The organism is Streptococcus sp. FSL L8-0526, assembly GCF_038007145.1.
Taxonomy (GTDB): domain Bacteria; phylum Bacillota; class Bacilli; order Lactobacillales; family Streptococcaceae; genus Streptococcus; species Streptococcus thermophilus.
Genome location: NZ_JBBOWP010000001.1, coordinates 259,064 through 277,425 on the forward strand (window position 1 = coordinate 259,064; position 18,362 = coordinate 277,425).

Consider the following 18,362-nt stretch of genomic DNA (forward strand, 5'->3'; position numbering starts at 1 on the left):
AGTTAAATTTTTCTGTCTAACTTTTGGGGTACAGTTCATTTTAGGAGATTTATGAAAAAAAGTTTTTTAGGATGACCTTAGTATAGCTTGGATAGCTTAAAGAAAGCTTAAGGCATCTTAAAAACATCCAATTACTTAGATGCTTCGTAAATTTTTAATGACGGAAGTGACGAACGCCTGTAAAGATCATCGTTAATCCATATTTATCAGCTGCTTCGATAGACTCTTGGTCACGTACTGAGCCACCTGGTTGGATAATAGCCTTGATACCTGCTTTGGCGATTTCTTCCACGTTATCTGCAAATGGGAAGAAGGCATCTGAAGCAAGAACAGCACCGTCAAGACGCCCTTTGGCTTGGTCAATAGCGATACGGACGGAAGCCACACGGTTAGTTTGGCCAGGGCCAACACCAAGTGTCATGTGGTCGTTAGTCACGATGATACCATTTGATTTGACGTACTTGACGGCTTTCCAAGCAAACTCAAGAGCTGTCGCTTCTGTATCAGTTGGTTGGCGTTTAGTAACCACTTGCCAGTCAGCTGGACTTTCTTTAACAACGTCTTGGTTTTGAACAAGGAGACCTCCAACAACACCAGTGTATTCCGCTTCCACTCCACTAGCATCTTGAGCATCAAATGGCAACTCAAGGATACGTAAATTTTTCTTCTTGGTAGTCAAAATTTCAATCGCTTCATCTGTATAGCTTGGTGCAATAATGATTTCAAGGAAGACACCATGCATTTTCTTAGCTGTCTCAGCATTCACTTCACGGTTAAGAACTACAATACCACCGAAGATTGACACTGGGTCAGCTTCATAAGCGTAGTCCCAAGCTGTTTCGATGTCATCAGCTTGACCGATACCACATGGGTTCATATGTTTGAGAGCCACAACTGTTGGACGGTCTTTGAAATCACGGATGATACGGATAGCAGCATCAGCGTCACGGATATTGTTGAATGACAATTCTTTACCGTTAAGCTGTTTTGCTGAAGCAATTGAGTAAGCCGTTGGCAAACCTTTTTGGTAGAAGTCTGCGTCTTGTTGAGGGTTTTCACCGTAACGCATTGGTTGCTTAAGGTCATAAGTCAAAGTGAGTTTTTCAGGTTTTGTTTCACCCACTTGAGCTGTGAAGTATTCTGCAATCAAAGCGTCGTATGAAGCTGTGTGACGGTATACTTTCGCTGCCAAACGTTGGCGAGTTTCGTAAGTTGTTTCACCGTTTGCTGACAATTCGTCAAGAACAACAGCATAGTCAGCAGGATCTACAACAACTGTTACGCTAGCGTGGTTTTTAGCCGCTGAACGAAGCATTGATGGCCCACCGATATCGATGTTTTCAACTGCGTCAGCATAGGTCACGTCTGGTTTGAGAATAGTCTCCTTGAATGGGTAAAGGTTTACCACAACAAGGTCGATAAGTTCGATATTATTGTCCTTAGCCGCTTGAAGGTGGCTATGAAGGTCACGACGAGCGAGGAGACCACCGTGGATATTTGGATGAAGAGTCTTCACACGACCGTCCATCATTTCTGGGAAACCAGTTACATCGTCAATGGCAATGGTGTCAACACCAGCATTGTCAAGGGTAACTTTGGTACCACCTGTTGAGATGATATCCCAACCAAGTTTTTTGAGTTCTTGGGCAAATTCAACAATGCCCGCTTTATCTGAGACACTAATCAGTGCGCGTTTAGTCATTTTATTTTCCTTTTTTAAAGTTCTTTCTCTGCTACAGTCGAAAATTTTCATTCAACTCTAGCACTTCCTCATTTTCTCGCTACTCCCAAACTATCCAAGACTTCTGGATAGAGCTTGTACTCTGTTTCGTGGATGCGAGTCTCGAAAGTATCAAGGGTATCACCTTCAAGGCGTGGGACACGGACTTGTTTGATGACCTTACCGGTATCAACGCCAGAATCCACCCAGTGAATAGTCACGCCAGACTGGTCAACACCTGCATTCCAAGCATCCTCAATGCCATGAGCTCCCGGAAATTCAGGAAGATAAGCCGGGTGAATATTGATGATACGGCCTTCATAAGCTGCTAGCAAGGTAGGACCGACGATTTTCATATAACCGGCCAAACAAACCAAGTCAATCTGGTGTTCATCCAAGAGTTTGACGATGGCTTCTTCATAAGCTTCTTTATTGTCAAATTCCTTGAGTTCAAAGGCATGGCTAGCCACACCTAGATTTTTGGCACGTTCTAAGACATAGGCATCACGGTGATCTGAAAAGACAAATTCTACTGGAAATTGTTCCGCAATCACCTGGAAGTTTGAGCCGTTGCCAGAGGCAAACACAGCAATCCTATTAGCCATTATTTAATCACCACACTTGCGCCATCCTTCTTCACAATTCGACCGATTTCATAAACAGGTTCGTCAAGAAGTTCTTTGACACGTTCCACATTTTCTGGTTTCACCGCAAGCATGAGACCAATACCCATGTTGAAGATTTCAAACATTTCTTCATGTTTGATTTCACCATATTTTTCAAGAGCTTTGAAAATTGGAAGTACTGGGACCTTGCTTTCGTCAATCTCAGCAGCCAAGTCATCTGAGAACATACGTGGTACATTTTCGATGAAACCACCACCTGTGATGTGGGCAATACCGTTAACCAATTCTTCTTTAATCAATGGCAAAGCTGCTTTGACGTAGATACGAGTTGGTTCAAGAAGAACGTCTTTAAGTTTTTGGCCTTCAAGTTCTGGGAGGACTTCTTCACCTGTGTAATCAGCAAAAACACGACGAACGAGTGAGTAACCATTTGAGTGGATACCGCTTGAGGCAAGTCCAAGAAGCACATCACCTTCGGCTACTTTTGAACCGTCGATGATTTGTGATTTTTCAGCGACACCTACTGCGAAACCAGCCAAGTCATAGTCGTCTTCGCCATACATACCAGGCATCTCAGCAGTCTCACCACCAATGAGGGCCACACCAGATTGCACACAACCCTCAGCCACACCAGCAACGACTTGTTCCAATTTAGCTGGTTCATTTTTACCAGTTGCTACGTAGTCAAGGAAGTAAAGGGGTTCAGCACCTGCAGCGATAATATCGTTAACACACATAGCCACACAGTCTTGACCGATAGTATCATGCTTATCATACTTGATAGCAAGCATGAGTTTAGTTCCGACACCATCTGTCCCTGAAATCAAAACGGGCTCTTTGACACCTGTTTTTGAAAGGTCAAACATACCACCAAAGCCACCAAGACCTCCCATGACACCTGCACGCTCTGTACGGGCAACGTGTTTTTTGATACGTTCAACAACTTCATAACCTGCTTCAACGTCTACACCAGACTGCGCGTAAGCATTTTTAGACATAATTTTTCCTCTTTTTCTTCTGCACTGCTCTTAATAGAAAGAAGTGTGTTCTTCCAAACTTTCCAAATAGCTTTTTTCGTAGTCATACAATGGTGTTGAATATTTGCCATTGAAGTAGTCCACACAAAGGCCACCATTTGGTGCATCTGTGTCAATTCCAATGGAATCAATCAAGCCATCGATAGACAAGTAAGTCAAGCTATCCGCACCAATGATTTCACGGATTTCTTCTACTGTGTGATTGGCAGCAATCAATTCCTTACGTGTTTGAATATCGATACCGTAGAAACATGGGTAAGCAAGGGGTGGACTTCCGATAGCCACGTGAACCTCAGTCGCCCCTGCTTCTTTCAAGAGTTGAACGATACGACGGGAAGTTGTTCCACGAACAATGGAATCGTCAATCATGACCACACGTTTTCCTTTAACAACACCTGATACGGCAGAGAGTTTCATACGAACTCCTTGCTCACGCAATTCTTGTGTTGGTTGGATAAAGGTACGTTGGGCGTATTGGTTTTTAATCAAGCCCATTTCATTTGGCAAGCCTGATTCTTCAGCAAATCCCATGGCCGCACTAAGCGATGAATTGGGCACACCGACCACAATATCCGCTTCATGCTTGAACTCACGTGCTAATTGAGCTCCCATACGTTTACGAGCAGTATGGACATTCACACCTTGAATGTTTGAATCAGGACGAGCAAAGTATATATACTCCATCGAACAAACAGCCAATTGCGTATCTGTTGTATAGGTATCGTAAGTAATGCCATTATCATCAATTGTCACAACTTCACCTGGATTTATATCGCGAATCCATTCTGCACCAACTACTTCAAAGGCACATGTTTCAGATGAAACCACGATAGCACCGTTGGCCATCTTACCAAGAGAAAGTGGACGGAAGCCATTTGGATCCAAAGCTGCAATAAGCTTGTCCTCAATCATAAGAAGGTAAGCAAATCCACCTTTGACAGTGTTCAGAGCTTCTTTTACTTTTCCCATAAATGATGGGTTATGGCTACGACGAATCAAGTGAGCTAAGATTTCTGAATCAGAAGTTGAGCTAAAAATGGCCCCATTCTTCTCCAACTCACGTCTTAGTGACACTGCATTAGTCAAATTCCCATTATGAGCAAGACCAAGCTGTCCATCGTGAAACTTAAACATGAATGGTTGAATATTGTCTACAGAAGCCTCACCGGCAGTCGCATAACGAACATGACCGATAGCAGCCTTACCAGTCAGCTTGTCTAAGTTGGCTGGATCACGGAAAACTTCTGAGAGAAGCCCCATATCACGATGACGCTTCAATTGACCCGCATCATTTGAGAGGATTCCTGCCCCCTCTTGGCCACGGTGTTGAAGACTATAAAGTCCGAAATAAGTTAATTTGGCAGCATCTGGGTGACCCCAAATTCCAAAAACACCACATTCTTCATTAAGAGATTTAACTTCGTATGTCATTTTATATACCTTTTATTTGTGATATTTTTCTTAGGTAACACGAACGAGTGTAGCTATCTCTAGCGTCTCATTCTTCCAATTTGATCTCGATTTTGCAAAATTCTCCAGTTCTCTAAGAATATCGCTACAGCGAAAAATATCATTACTGAGTGCGCTAAACTCGCTCTATTATTTTCCAGTGAAGTATTTAACCGCTGACGCAAATAGGTGCTGTTCTTTATTTCCTGGAATATTTTTGAAGAGACCATCTTCGAAACGTTCTGAGTGTCCCATCTTACCAATAATTTGACCGTTCTTGCTTGTGATACCTTCAATAGCATTGACAGAACCATTTGGATTATATTTAGAATCCATGCTAGGTTTGTCTTCGAAGTCAACATATTGGCTAAAGATTTGACCATTATCGCGAAGCTCCGCAAATTCTTCAGTCGTCACGACAAATTTACCTTCACCGTGTGATACTGGGATGGTATGGATGTCACCAACTTTCACTCCAGCAAGCCAAGGTGAGTTAGTATTGGCAATACGTGTTTCAACCATCTTAGCCACGTGTTGGTTGGCATCATTGTAGAAGAGGGTTGGACTAGTACTGCTTGCATCTTCAAAGTTACCGTATGGAAGGAGACCTGATTTGACAAGAGCTTGGAACCCGTTACAGATACCGATGATTAAACCACCACGTTCGATGAAGCTATCAATAGCTGCACGTACTTTTTCATTGAGCAAGATGTTAACGATAAATTTAGCTGCTCCATCTGGTTCATCCGCTGCTGAGAAGCCACCTGCAAGGAAGATAATGTTAGCTTTTTCAATATTGTCAACCATGGTGTCAACAGACTTGACAATCGCTTCTTCATTCAATGTTACAAATGGTACTAAGTTGACTTTGGCACCTTCTTTTTCAAAGGCCTTAGCAGAGTCATACTCAGAGTTAGTACCTGGGAATACTGGGATGTAAACCACTGTTTTCTCAACTACTTCTTTAGCTTTTATAACAGTATCTGATGTCACAGCAGGTACTTCTTCTAACTCAGTTGCTTGTGCAAATTCAGTTGGGTAAACCTCTTCCAATTTACCTTGAAAGGCACTGTCAAGTTTATGTCCATCAAGCGTTACACCGTTGACAGCAAGTGTAAAGTCAGCTACTGTTTGTCCAATCTTGCCAACACTTGCAATCTCTTCCGGAGATGTGAAGATGAATCCTCCCAATTGAGCTGTTAAGGCAGTCTCAAGATTTTCAAGGGTTACAGTCGCCCCGATATGGTTCCCAAACGTTGCAAGTGCAAGAGCTTCAATGACACCACCATATTTGACAGCTGATGCAGCTGTCACTTTGTGATCAGCTTGGATAGCTTCAAACTGAGCAAAGTTAGACTTGATGAGATCAAAATCAATCTCTTGGGCCAAAGCTTGACCTGGGATGTAGTAGATATTTTCACCAGCAGCCTTAAATTCTGGAGAAAGGACCTTACGACTGTCTGCTGTTGTCACCCCAAAAGCAACCAAGGTTGGTGGTACTGTCAATTCTTCAAAGGTGCCTGACATAGAGTCCTTACCACCAATAGATGGCAAACCAAGTTGAATCTGAGCTTCGATTGAGCCAAGAAGAGCTGATACTGGTTGACCAAAACGCTCTGCTTTTTTATCCATACGTTCGAAGTATTCTTGATAAGAGAAACGAGCCTTAGACCAATTTGCACCAACAGCAACCAAACGAGCTGTTGCTTCGATGACTGCATATGCAGCACCATGATATGGAGACCATTCTGCGATGTATGGGTTAAATCCTTGGGCTATGACAGAGGCAGTTGTTGTCACGCCATATTGGACTGGCAATTTTTGAACAGAAGCTTCAGTTGGAGTAATTTGGTATCGACCACCAAGTGGGTGATTGACTGTTGAACGACCAACCGAGCTATCAAACATAGTTTGTAAACCTTTTTGACTTGCATGGTTAAGGTCACCCAAAACTTCAAGCGTATCTGCTTCAAGGGTTTCAGCAGAGGTTTTGCGTTCTTCTGGAAGCTTGACATCCTTGTCAACCACCTTAACATCTACTACTGTACGCACACCATTTGTATCAAGGAAACGACGTTCCAAATCAACAATTGTTTTACCATTCCAGTGCATGACGAGATTTGGTTTTTCAGTCACGGTTGCAACGACAACTGCATCAATATTTTCTTTGTTACATTCAGCAACGAAGATATCTACATCTTCTGGACGAACCACCACAGCCATACGTTCTTGAGATTCAGAGATGGCAATTTCGGTACCGTTCAAACCTTGGTATTTCAATGGCACTTTGTCTAGATCAATTTCAAGACCATCTGCCAATTCACCGATAGCCACACAGACACCACCAGCACCAAAGTCATTGGATTTCTTGATAAGACGTGTTACTTCACCATTGCGGAAAAGACGTTGAATCTTACGTTCTTCGATAGCATTACCTTTTTGAACCTCAGCACCAGCTGTTTCAACTGATTCAACCGTTTGAACTTTTGAAGAACCTGTCGCACCACCGATACCGTCGCGTCCAGTCTTACCACCGAGCAAGATAACCACATCTCCAGCTTCAGGTTTTTCACGGACAACATTCTCCTTAGGAGCTGCACCGACAACTGCACCTAGCTCCATACGCTTGGCAACGAAACCTGGGTGGAAGTATTCACGAACATAAGTTGTTGCAAGACCAATTTGGTTACCATATGAAGAATAACCATGAGCCGCTTTTTTAGAAATGACTTGTTGCGGCAATTTTCCAGCACGTGTTTCAGCGATTGGTGTTGTAATATCACCGGCACCTGAAATACGCATAGCTTGGTAAACGTATGAACGACCTGACAATGGGTCACGAATGGCACCACCGATACAAGTAGCCGCTCCACCAAATGGTTCGATTTCCGTTGGGTGGTTATGAGTTTCGTTCTTGAACATAAGAAGCCATGGTTCTTTGACACCATTGATATCTACTTCAATTTCAACTGAGCAGGCATTGATTTCGTCAGAAACTTCCATGTCATCCAAACGGCCATTGGCACGCTCATAACGACCAAAAATAGTCGCCATATCCATTAAGGTTTGAGGTTTTTCTGCACGTCCCAACTCATCACGCATGGCAATATATTTGTCATAAGTTGCTTGCAATTGTTTTTGGAATTTAGAAGCTGAGAAGTCGATGTTTTTCAACTCAGTCTCGAAAGTTGTGTGGCGGCAGTGGTCAGACCAGTAAGTATCCAAAACCTTAAGTTCAGTCTCAGTTGGCACACGTCCAATTGATTTGAAGTAATCTTGAATGAAGAGCAGGTCATCCACTTCCATGGCCAATCCTTGATCTGCCTTATACTGTGCAAAATCTTCTGCTGTATAAGTTTCAAAGAAATCCAAGTTTAGAATCGTTTTGTCAGACTCAGAGAAATCCTGTTTAGCAATACCAACAGTGATATCTTTGAAACGAGAGTCCACTGGATTCAATAGATAATTTTTAACAGCTTCCAATTCATTAGCAGCAATGTCCTTGTTAACCAAGTACAATTGAGCAGTATTAACCGTTACATCACTTGAGCTACCAAGCAAAAGCAAAGCTTCTTGTGAAGATGCTGCACGTTGATCAAATTGACCAGGCAAGCTTTCGATAGCAAAGAAAGCATACTTCTCAAGGTCAGTCTTAACTGTAGCTTCATCCAAAACAGTATCGGTCACTTGCTCAGAAAAGATATATTTTTCCGCACGGGCAAACAAATCCTCTGCCAAATTAAAGACATCGTAAACTTGTACAATACGAAGATTATTCAAGGTTTTCAACTGAATATTATGCTGTAATTCTTTTAATAAAGAGCGAGATTTCACACGAAAATCAGCTTTTTTCTCAACGAAAATACGTTTATCCATTTTATTTCCTTTATCTATTTCCACTAAAAGATTGTAGTGACGACCAAGTAAAACTTTACTTCAATCCTTGCAATTTTTCCAATACAACTTCATACACATCTGTCAAGCTACCGAGATCACGACGGAAAACATCCTTATCCATATGGTGCCCTTCCGCATCCCAAAGACGACAGTTATCTGGTGAAAATTCATCTGCCAAGATAATCTTGCCATCCTTATCAAAACCAAACTCCAATTTGAAGTCAATCAAACGAAGACCAATTTGCTCAAACCAATCTTTTAGCAATTCGTTGATACGACGTGTTTCCTCCTTGATATAAGTAATTTGCTCATCATTAGCAATATCCAAAAACTTCACATGCTCATCATTGATAAATGGATCATCCAAATCATCGTTTTTGTAGTAAAATTCAACAATTGGAGTTTTCAAGTCCAGACCTTCTTCCACACCGAAACGTTTTGAGAAAGAACCCGCAGTCACGTTACGAAGCACAACCTCCAAAGGAATAATTGTAACCTTCTTGTTAAGTTGTTCTGTATCAGAGATACGTTCGATAAAATGAGTAGCCACACCCGCAGCGTTCAATTTTTCAAAAATAAGAGACGAAATCTGATTATTAAGCACGCCTTTCCCTTTAATGGTCTCCTTACGAGCACCATTAAGCATGGTTGCCTGGTCCTTATAGACCGACTTAATCACATTTTCGTCTTCTGTACTATAAATATCTTTAGCTTTCCCAGTATAAATCAGTTGGTTTGACATAGAATCGTTCGCCTTTCAAGTTTGTTCATCTTAATTATATCACACAAAAATCCAAAAACAAACATATATCAAACTTTTTTGTTTTATTAAACAAATAACGTTCGGATTTTTAGTGTTGGTTAGAGTTTTTTTAATAAAAAAGTATAGAAAAAAGGAGTGAGATAGTGCTAAATCAATGTAACTTTTAGCTTTTTATCTCACTCCAATAAAATGAAAACATGCAACATATAGTTGCTTCATTATTGTATTCCTCTAGAATCTAACAACTAGAGTCTAGTTTTCTTATTTGTTATTCAATTGCTCAGACAAATAGTCTAACAAATCTGATACCTTATCCATATGATCAATGGCATTATCAGAAATCTCTAGGGAAAACTCATCCTCCAAATTAATAATGAATTCCATAAGCTCTATTGAATCTACACCCAAGTCATTCAATTTGGTAGCTTCGGTTAAAACAATGTCCTTTCTATCCAATTGCTCTTGAATAACGAGCTGCATTTCCTGAAGAATTTCTACTCTACTCATCAGTTATCCTCCTCTTTCGGGTCGAAAGCGTCAACTAGTTGCTCCACCACCTTAGTATCGAGCATCGTACGAACCTGCTTAATGGTATAGTAGACTGCTTTAACATCACTAGATCCATGACATTTTACTACAGGAGCCTTGAGCCCAAAAAGAACAGCTCCACCGGCACTTGAGTAATCCATCGTCTCTTTCATACCTTTAAGTCTATCCTTCAATAGGAAGGCACCCAACTTAGCTTTGAGACCACCATTCATTATGGCTGACTTAAGACTCTTCATTATGCCAAGTCCAGTTCCTTCAATTGCCTTAAGAACCGCATTTCCTGTGAAACCATCAGCCACTACCACATCAGCAGCTCCAGACATGATTTCACGCGCCTCGACATTACCAATGAAGTTAATGCTTGCTTCCTTGGATAAAAGCTCAAAAGCCTCCTTACGAAGACTATCCCCCTTTGTTTTCTCAGTCCCATTATTAAGGAGCCCTACACGAGGGGTGGCAATTCCACGTACATTTTTAGCATAGAAAGAGCCTAAAATAGCATATTGAAGCAAGTGATTAACTGTATTTTCAGCATTAGCTCCTAGATCAAGCATATCAAATGGCTGACCAGTAAAACTTGGCATCGTTGACATAAGACCTGGTCTTTCAACTCCCTTAATACGTCCAACAACAAAAAGACCGGCGGCCAAAAGAGCACCTGTATTCCCTGCAGAGATTACAGCATCCGCTGCTTTCTCCTTAACAGCTTGTGCACCCAAAACCATCGAAGCTTTCTTTTTCTTTCGAATAGCTTTGACGGGCTCATCATCCGAATTTATCTTTTCATCAGTATGTACAATGCTCACACGTTCATTCGCTGTCAAATAGTTTTTGATTTTAGCTTCGTCACCATAAAGCTGGATTTCAATATCTTTGAACTCTGCTAAAGCTTTGTTAACTCCCTCTACGATCGCTTGTGGCGCGTTATCGCCACCCATAGCATCCACTGCAATTACATGCATAGCATTCTCCCTCTCATCCTCTGCTCTTAAACAATAGACTCAAATTCTATCAATAAATCACTCTGTATCAAAGATAGACATCCCTCGGTCACTATCCCCAGCAGAGTCTTTCAGCTTATTGTCCTCTTATTATAGCACGAACTGACCTGCATTTTAACCCCTGAGACTGAAAACCGCTACATTCCTGTTTCACGTGAAACAAAAAAGACAATGCTTAATCAGCACTATCTTCTTTACTCATAATATGACCCCAAGAATTTAGATTATCAATAAACTTCTTGCTTTTAAGATGAATCCCAACATAACTATCATAAAGATCATCAATAAATTGTCTCAACTTTCGTTTCGTTTCATCCTTAACAGATATGCTTCTCAATTCTTCAAACGAAAGACCCTGGAAACGATCCAAAAGATAAGGCACATTAGGGTCCAAATGACTACGCCTTGCATCTTCTTCGTAATGATTGGGACAAAGTAAACCTGAGAACTTATACGAGAAATCAAAAGGAAGACCAACACCATGACAAAAGACACATTCATGAAAATTCAATCGTACGCCAAAACGGTCCAAAACTTGAATCTCAAAAATATTAGTCAATATTTCATAATCTAAGCCCTCTTCCATTAACTCAAGGGTTTTCTCTAAAAATGCAAATAATTGTGCATCTACCACACCGTCAGCAATAGCAGCATCAGTCAAGGCAGCTAAATAGGTCGCGTAAGACAGCTTAAAAATATCACTTGTAATTGCCTTAAAAGACTCTGCCTGACTATAATCCTCTATGAAAGATAAACCTTCATCATTTACAGTCATCATAAATTCAGCGATGTTTAAAGGTTGAATCACAGCACTCAATTTACCTGACCCACCACCTCTAACAAAAAACATCCGTTTACCAGCTTGTTCGGTAAAAATCTTAACCAGCTTATCATTCTCACGATAATTACGATTGAAGAGGATAAGTCCCCTACTCTCAAGCTTCTGCATGTTCTTCCATAAACTCTTTCAAACGAGTCATAGCTGTTTCAATAGTGTCCATGCTAGCTGCATACGACAAGCGAACATAACCTTCGCCATATTTCCCAAAAGCAACGCCAGGAATAATAGCAATAGCTTTTTCACGAGCAAAGTCTTGACAGAACTTAAAGGAGTCTTGATTATATCCTTCTGGAATCTTAGCAAAGATATAGAAGGCACCATCAGGTTTAATAATTTTGAAACCAAGTTCAGTCATTTTTTCAAGAATATAATCCCGACGTTTTAAATACTCAACTTTCATTGGTTGTGCATCATCCTTACCAGCAGATAATGCTTCGATAGCTGCAAATTGTGCCATAGTAGCTGCAGCCGTCACCAAATACTGGTGACTCTTAATCAACTGAGCCGTCAAACTTGCTGGTGCAAAAATTAAACCAATACGCCATCCTGTCATCGCATGAGATTTCGACAAGCCGTTGATTAAAATAGTTTGCTCAGGCAAATATTCAGCAATAGAAACATGTTGATCTATATAAGTTAGTTCTGAATATACTTCATCACTAACAACAAAAATATCATATTTTTTCAGAACTTCAGCAATATCTTCAATCTGTTGGCGTGAATAAGTCACACCTGTTGGGTTGGTTGGGTAGTTAAGTAAAACAGCCTTAAGCTTATCCCCTTGCTCTAAAATTGCCTTTTCTAACATCTCCGGTGTCAAAACAAAATCATTAGCTGTTGTATCAATTTCAACAATTTTAGCCCCAACTAGATTTGCAATCGGCTCATATCCTGGATAGGCTGGTGCAGGCAAAAGAATCGTATCACCTGGCTCCAAAATAGCTGTTAAAGTCGCAGAAAGAGCTTCTGTGGCCCCAATAGTTACCAAAATTTCATTATCGGGATTATAAGTTAGATTGTATTTTTCCTTAACAAAATTCGCAGCAGCTTGGCGCAAATCAGGAAGTCCAGCCATACCTGTATAGTGTGACTGGTTCGCATCAATCGCAGTTTTAGCTGCTTCTTTCACATGATCTGGAGTCGTAAAATCAGGTTCTCCAAGCGTCAACTTTTTAATACCTGGAACATCTGAAATTGATTGGTCAAACTGACGAATCATTGAGACTTCAATCTTATCTAAATTTTTATTAAAACGTTGTGTTAAATCCATCACAGTCACCTCTTTGCAATTATGCCTAACATTATATCAAAAACTCAAACGCATTTAAACACCAAAAAAACTGTCCTAGGCTAGCTTTAATGGCTCTATAATTTCTGTAGGGGGTAAAACCACTGTAGAGATTATGGAGCTTTTTAAGTATACACAAAAAGTCCCATAAGAACTATAATGAAAATTGACTAAACCATCATTAGCAAGAACTCATGAGATCTATTAAAAATACCACAGAGTTAAAGACCTTAACATCATTACTTCTCTTGTTCTCGAAAAAGATACCTACATCGAGATTCAAGCAAAACTGAAACTCCAACACTACTACGCCTGAAGAAACATCGCTTCCAGTGTAAAGATTGTAGAAAAGTCACGGTGGCTGAGACATTAATCGTTGAGAAAAACCACCAAATCTCTAATCTTATCCGACAAAAGGTAAGGTTTATCACGATGGGCATGTCAGGAGCTTATATTCCACTAGTTCGAAGACTTTTCCTAAATGCCCAAATCATTATTGATCGTTTCCACATCATCCAGCAGCTTGATCAAGCCTTTTTAAAGACAAGAATTGCCATTATGAACCAGTTCAATAAGAATCCACTACCTTATCGATCTTTAAAAATCACTGGTGACTCGCCGTAAGTTATCTTGTAAATCATTTCACTCGAAGACCTTTTGTCAAACCTTAAACCCACATGAAGCCGTTGAGAAGATACTGAATTTCTCAGAAGAGCTCGCTAATTATTACAACCTCTATCAACCTTTGCTTTTTCACTTTCAGGATAAGAGGGTGAATGAGTTTTTTTTCAACCCATAGAGGTGAAAATAAGCAAGGTCAATTATTACTTCAAAACAGTCTTTAGGACCTTTCTTAGACACAAACGATACATCAAAAATATACCAAAAACACAGTCCTCACATGCAAAATTGGAGGGGACCAATAAGCTTATCAAAGATATTAGACGTCTGGGCTTCGGTTTTAGAAATTTTATTAACTTTAGAAAACGTGTTTTCATCACTCTTAACATACAAAAAGAGAAGACCTATCTGATCCTCTCTAGATGTTAGCTTTTCGTCACCCACTACAGTTGACAAAAAGCCGCTTTAATCTATTTATGACCCATTTCGAACAATGGTGACAATGGGCGTTTTTCATGACTACGAATGATTGCTTCAGAAATCAAATCAGCAATAGAAATTTGTTCAATTTTATCAATCAAACGCTCTTCTGGAAGATAAATCGTGTCAAGCACAACAAGCTTTTCAATAGCAGATTTTTGAATATTATCAAGAGCTGGACCTGACAATACAGGGTGAGTACATGATGCAAAGACATTTGTAGCACCAGCTTCAGCAAGTGCATCCGCTGCATGACAGATGGTACCCGCAGTATCAATCATATCATCAATCAAGATACATGTTTTCCCTTCAACATTACCAATGATATTCATAACCTCAGAAGTGTTCATTTTATCAACACTACGACGTTTATCAATGATAGCGATTGGTGTTTTCAAACATTGAGCAAGTTTACGCGCACGAGTAACACCACCATGATCTGGAGAAACAACAACCACATCATCACCCGTAAGACCAGCACGATCAAAATAATCTGCGATAAGAGGCGCTCCCATCAAATGATCCACCGGGATATCAAAGAATCCTTGAATTTGAGGAGCATGAAGGTCAACTGTCAAAAGACGGTCAACACCTGCTACCTCGAGCATATTAGCAACCAACTTAGATGTGATTGGTTCACGTGAACGTGCCTTTCGATCTTGACGTGCATATCCATAATAAGGCATAACAACATTGATTGTCTCAGCGCTAGCACGTTTTAGCGCATCAACCATAATCAAGATTTCCATCAAATTATCATTTACAGGAGAGCTTGTAGATTGAAGAATAAAAACGTGATGACCACGAATAGACTCTTCAATATTAACTTGAATCTCACCATCTGAAAATTCACGAACACTTGATCTTCCAAGTTCAATACCAATTTTATCAGCAACTTTTGCTGCTAATTCTTGGTTAGACGACAAAGCAAATAACTTTAAATTCGTATAAGACATGATTTCCTCCAAAATATCTACTAGACCATTCTACCTTTTTTTAAGTTGATTTTCAACGCCAAATAAATGGTGTCACATGAACTTAACAAGGATAAAAATACTTCCCCTTAGTCTAGAATTTTTTTCAAACACCATTATTTTCTCAGGCTGAATATATTATTTATATAAAATAAAAGCGATTCGAGAATAGCCGAATCGCTTTTGTTGTACTCATTATGGGTAAATATAAAATATAGAACCACCATGCGCTGATGATGTTGGATCAAATGTACCACGGTAGTTACCGATTGACATGTTACCAGCATAATTCGATTCCATAACTTGAATTGAATTTACACCTGATGCTGATGTAACATAAGCTACGTGACCATAACCACCACCATCATTGGGCCATACCGCAATCGCACCGGCTACTGGAGTTGTACCTACTGAGTGACCAGCTGCTTGCGCACTAGCAATCCAGTTTTTAGCATTACCCCAATTATTACCAACCCATGAAGCCAATGATTTCGCACCCCAAGTACATTGTCCAACTGGATATGTATTAGGACTTGATGCTGCTAACACTTTATGTGTTTCAGCGGCTGGTGCAGCTTGAGATGTTGCGACAGGTGCTACTCTAGCAGGAGCTTCTGAAGAAGCTGGTGCAGCTTGAGATGTTGCGACAGGTGCTACTCTAGCAGGAGCTTCTGAAGAAGCTGGTGCAGCTTGAGATGTTGCGACAGGTGCTACTCTAGCAGGAGCTTCTGAAGAAGCTGGTGCAGCTGATTCTAGTTGTGCTTCTGATGTTTCTGATGAAGCCGGCTCCTGTGCAGCCTCAGAAGCTGTCGATGTTTCAGAAACTGATGCCTCTGAAGGCTGAGCTACAGCTTCAGAAGTAGCTGCTACTTCTGAAGAAGCTACTGATGCTGCTGCTTCTGAAGAAGCTACAACTTGTGCAGTTGCCTCTGATTCAGCAATTGCTTGAGACTGTGCCACTGATGCAGCCGTCGAGGCTGCTACAGATTCAGCAGTTGATTTAGCAGAGACAAGTGATGTCTTCTCATTTTGAGCTGTTGCCAATTCAGCAGCCAAAGTAACTTGTGCTGCTTCAAGTTCTGCTTGTTGAGTTGTCAAACTAGCTTCTGTTGTTTCAAGTTCTGACTTATTAGCTGCAATAGTATTAATTGCAGCTTGATTTTCTTCTTGTTTAGCAGCAAGCTTTTTTTGATCTGACTCTTGTTTAGTCAACAAATCATTATTAGCTGTAACAACTTTTGAAATAGCTGTGATACGAGTAATAGCTTCAGAGATTGACTTAGAGTTCAAGATAGAGTTAATGTAGCTAGTAGCAGTGTTATTTTGTTGAGCACTACGAGCTTGTTTCGCCAAAGAATCTTGACGAGCTACAATCTTACTTGATAATTCTTGAATTTCATATTCCAAATCTGCAGATACTTTTTCAAGTTCGGCATTTTTAGCTTCCAATTCAGTTTTTTGTGTTCTGAGAGTTAATACTTGAGATTGGATTGTAGTAACTTGTGCTTGTGCAGCCTCTTGTTGAGAAGCAAGGTTACTAATTGCGTTATTTGTAGCAGCGATTTGCGAATCATAATCCTCTGCATGTACTGATGCAGCTGCTGATAAAGTTACACCACTTACCAACACTGCTGAAAGAATACGTTTTTTCATAATATAAAATACTACTCCTTTTCGATAAGACTCCTTAATTGTATCAAAAAATGGCGCAAACTTTGTTACGCCAATATTACAGTTTTATTTAAATCTATCAACTGAAAGATACAAAAATAATTTTTCGACAAAAGGTTTGATCAAAATAAAAATCAAAAGATTAAACACTAGACTAGGACAGAGTTGATAAATAATAAAATCACTAATATACTCATTTGTGAAGCCATAATATAAGGCAAAACCAAAATTTAAAGTATCAAAGAGAAATAAGAATAAAAAAGCCAATAAGCAATCAACATAAGCATTTCTCTTGACAAAACGCAATAGTTGAGAAAACAGATAGGATAAAAGTGGGAGAGTTATAATTACTATACCGAGTGTTTTGAAATAATATGTATCATATAGGAATCCTAAACAAACAAGGTATAGAAGTGAAAAATTATAAGGACGGCTGAGAGTTAAGATGGATATATAGATAATAAAGAGGTGGGACGATAGAAATAATTCTGGAGAAAAATAATGGTTAAGTAGCATCGAAATATGACCATCCCAGAGAAAAGGAATAATACTCAACCAGTATGGAGTAACAGAAAACTTGAAAAACTTCATATTATTTACCTTTTCCAACAAGAGTAACATAAGAAATTTTATCAAAATCAGCATGAGCTTTAACTAAAATCGTACGATTCCCTTCATAATCAATCACAGATTCAACCTTACCAATTGGGACATCTTTTACTGAAACTTCATCTAGGCCACTTGTTACCACTTCAGAACCAACTTTAACATCAGAAGATGAATTTAGCTGAGTCATTTCCAAAAGCTTCTTTTTATTATCATAACTTGATATAATTCCAAAAATCTGACTTCCATCCTCACCTTTTACACTAGAAGCAATATAAGAATCATTTGAGCTATTAGAGAGTAAAGAGACAGTTGTACTATGATCATAAATTTTAGTTATAAAACCAATTACTCCACCATTGGAAGTCGCCAACATAGACTTACTAACACTTTTAGACTTTCCAACATTAATCGTTAACTCCTTCAACCAAGTAACAGATGGACGCATTGAAACCTCAGCAGTAATTACATTGTAACGACTAAGTTTATCCGAAAGATTTAAAGAAGCTCTCAAAGAGTCATTTTCTTCTTGTAAATTAGAGATGACAGCAGATTGATTTTCTAAAGTAGATAATGATTTCTTTAAATCACGATTCTCAGAATAGGTTGACAAAAAATCAGAAATAATATCATGAGACTTTGCTAATGCAGTAAATGGAACTGAAATAACAGAATCTACTTTAGACACAACTCCCGAGACATTAGAAGAAACATCCCTGGACAATTTATTATTTCTAAAAACAAAAGAAATAAGCATTACAAAAAATAGAATAAGAACAAACGCGTATAGAAGAAATCGATAAAAACTATTTTTCATTTTGCCACCTCTATAAAAAAGA

At 39.7% G+C, this 18,362-nt stretch carries 14 protein-coding genes and 1 pseudogene; 1 reads left to right on the forward strand and 14 read right to left on the reverse strand.

Annotation, left to right across the window (positions count from 1 at the left end; translation table 11 throughout):
* Window positions 1–154: 154 nt before the first annotated feature.
* The 10 genes from purH to NSQ85_RS01440 all read right to left on the reverse strand — a co-directional run bounded on the left by purH (window position 155) and on the right by NSQ85_RS01440 (window position 13,153).
* Entirely contained in the window at window positions 155–1,702 is a 1,548-nt protein-coding gene (gene purH / locus NSQ85_RS01395) for a bifunctional phosphoribosylaminoimidazolecarboxamide formyltransferase/IMP cyclohydrolase (protein ID WP_340780984.1), read from the reverse strand.
* Between the two features lie 68 nt (window positions 1,703–1,770).
* Entirely contained in the window at window positions 1,771–2,325 is a 555-nt protein-coding gene (gene purN / locus NSQ85_RS01400; RefSeq protein WP_180482339.1) for a phosphoribosylglycinamide formyltransferase, read from the reverse strand.
* Window positions 2,325–3,347 (reverse strand): phosphoribosylformylglycinamidine cyclo-ligase, encoded by a 1,023-nt coding sequence (gene purM, locus NSQ85_RS01405; protein WP_282473546.1) that lies wholly within the window; start codon window positions 3,345–3,347, stop codon window positions 2,325–2,327. Before purM ends, purN begins: the two co-directional genes overlap by 1 nt.
* A gap of 27 nt (window positions 3,348–3,374) precedes the next feature.
* Complete coding sequence (purF, locus tag NSQ85_RS01410) at window positions 3,375–4,814, reverse strand: amidophosphoribosyltransferase (RefSeq protein ID WP_179972471.1); 1,440 nt, start codon at window positions 4,812–4,814, stop codon at window positions 3,375–3,377.
* Window positions 4,815–4,982: 168 nt separating this feature from the next.
* A complete protein-coding gene (locus NSQ85_RS01415; protein ID WP_340780987.1) occupies window positions 4,983–8,708 on the reverse strand; it encodes a phosphoribosylformylglycinamidine synthase in 3,726 nt (1,241 codons plus the stop codon).
* A 55-nt stretch (window positions 8,709–8,763) separates the two neighbouring features.
* Entirely contained in the window at window positions 8,764–9,471 is a 708-nt protein-coding gene (gene purC, locus NSQ85_RS01420; protein ID WP_179974118.1) for a phosphoribosylaminoimidazolesuccinocarboxamide synthase, read from the reverse strand.
* A 282-nt stretch (window positions 9,472–9,753) separates the two neighbouring features.
* Window positions 9,754–9,999 (reverse strand): phosphopantetheine-binding protein, encoded by a 246-nt coding sequence (locus NSQ85_RS01425; RefSeq protein ID WP_179974117.1) that lies wholly within the window; start codon window positions 9,997–9,999, stop codon window positions 9,754–9,756.
* Window positions 9,999–11,003: a phosphate acyltransferase PlsX gene (plsX, locus tag NSQ85_RS01430; protein ID WP_179974116.1), complete on the reverse strand. Its 1,005-nt coding sequence runs from the start codon at window positions 11,001–11,003 to the stop codon at window positions 9,999–10,001. The genes NSQ85_RS01425 and plsX overlap by 1 nt, the downstream gene beginning before the upstream one ends.
* Window positions 11,004–11,217: 214 nt before the next feature.
* Window positions 11,218–11,991 carry a DNA repair protein RecO gene (recO, locus tag NSQ85_RS01435; protein ID WP_179974115.1) on the reverse strand — a complete coding sequence of 258 codons (774 nt, stop codon included), beginning with the start codon at window positions 11,989–11,991 and terminating at the stop codon, window positions 11,218–11,220.
* Entirely contained in the window at window positions 11,978–13,153 is a 1,176-nt protein-coding gene (locus tag NSQ85_RS01440; protein ID WP_179974114.1) for a pyridoxal phosphate-dependent aminotransferase, read from the reverse strand. Before NSQ85_RS01440 ends, recO begins: the two co-directional genes overlap by 14 nt.
* A 212-nt stretch (window positions 13,154–13,365) precedes the next feature.
* Here NSQ85_RS01440 and NSQ85_RS01445 point away from each other — a divergent pair.
* Window positions 13,366–14,214, forward strand: a pseudogene (locus NSQ85_RS01445) (transposase).
* A gap of 48 nt (window positions 14,215–14,262) precedes the next feature.
* Here NSQ85_RS01445 and NSQ85_RS01450 read toward each other — a convergent pair.
* From NSQ85_RS01450 to mreC, 4 genes are all read right to left on the reverse strand, one after another.
* The gene (locus tag NSQ85_RS01450; RefSeq protein ID WP_011680585.1) at window positions 14,263–15,228 is read right to left on the reverse strand and encodes a ribose-phosphate diphosphokinase; all 966 of its coding nucleotides are present in this window, start codon (window positions 15,226–15,228) and stop codon (window positions 14,263–14,265) included.
* A 213-nt stretch (window positions 15,229–15,441) separates the two neighbouring features.
* Window positions 15,442–16,899, reverse strand: a complete 1,458-nt coding sequence (locus NSQ85_RS01455) for a CHAP domain-containing protein (protein ID WP_340780989.1) — start codon at window positions 16,897–16,899, stop codon at window positions 15,442–15,444.
* 84 nt (window positions 16,900–16,983) lie between these two features.
* Window positions 16,984–17,508: a rod shape-determining protein MreD gene (gene mreD, locus NSQ85_RS01460; RefSeq protein ID WP_179974112.1), complete on the reverse strand. Its 525-nt coding sequence runs from the start codon at window positions 17,506–17,508 to the stop codon at window positions 16,984–16,986.
* 1 nt (window position 17,509) lies between these two features.
* Complete coding sequence (gene mreC, locus NSQ85_RS01465; protein ID WP_179974111.1) at window positions 17,510–18,340, reverse strand: rod shape-determining protein MreC; 831 nt, start codon at window positions 18,338–18,340, stop codon at window positions 17,510–17,512.
* Window positions 18,341–18,362 lie beyond the last annotated feature (22 nt).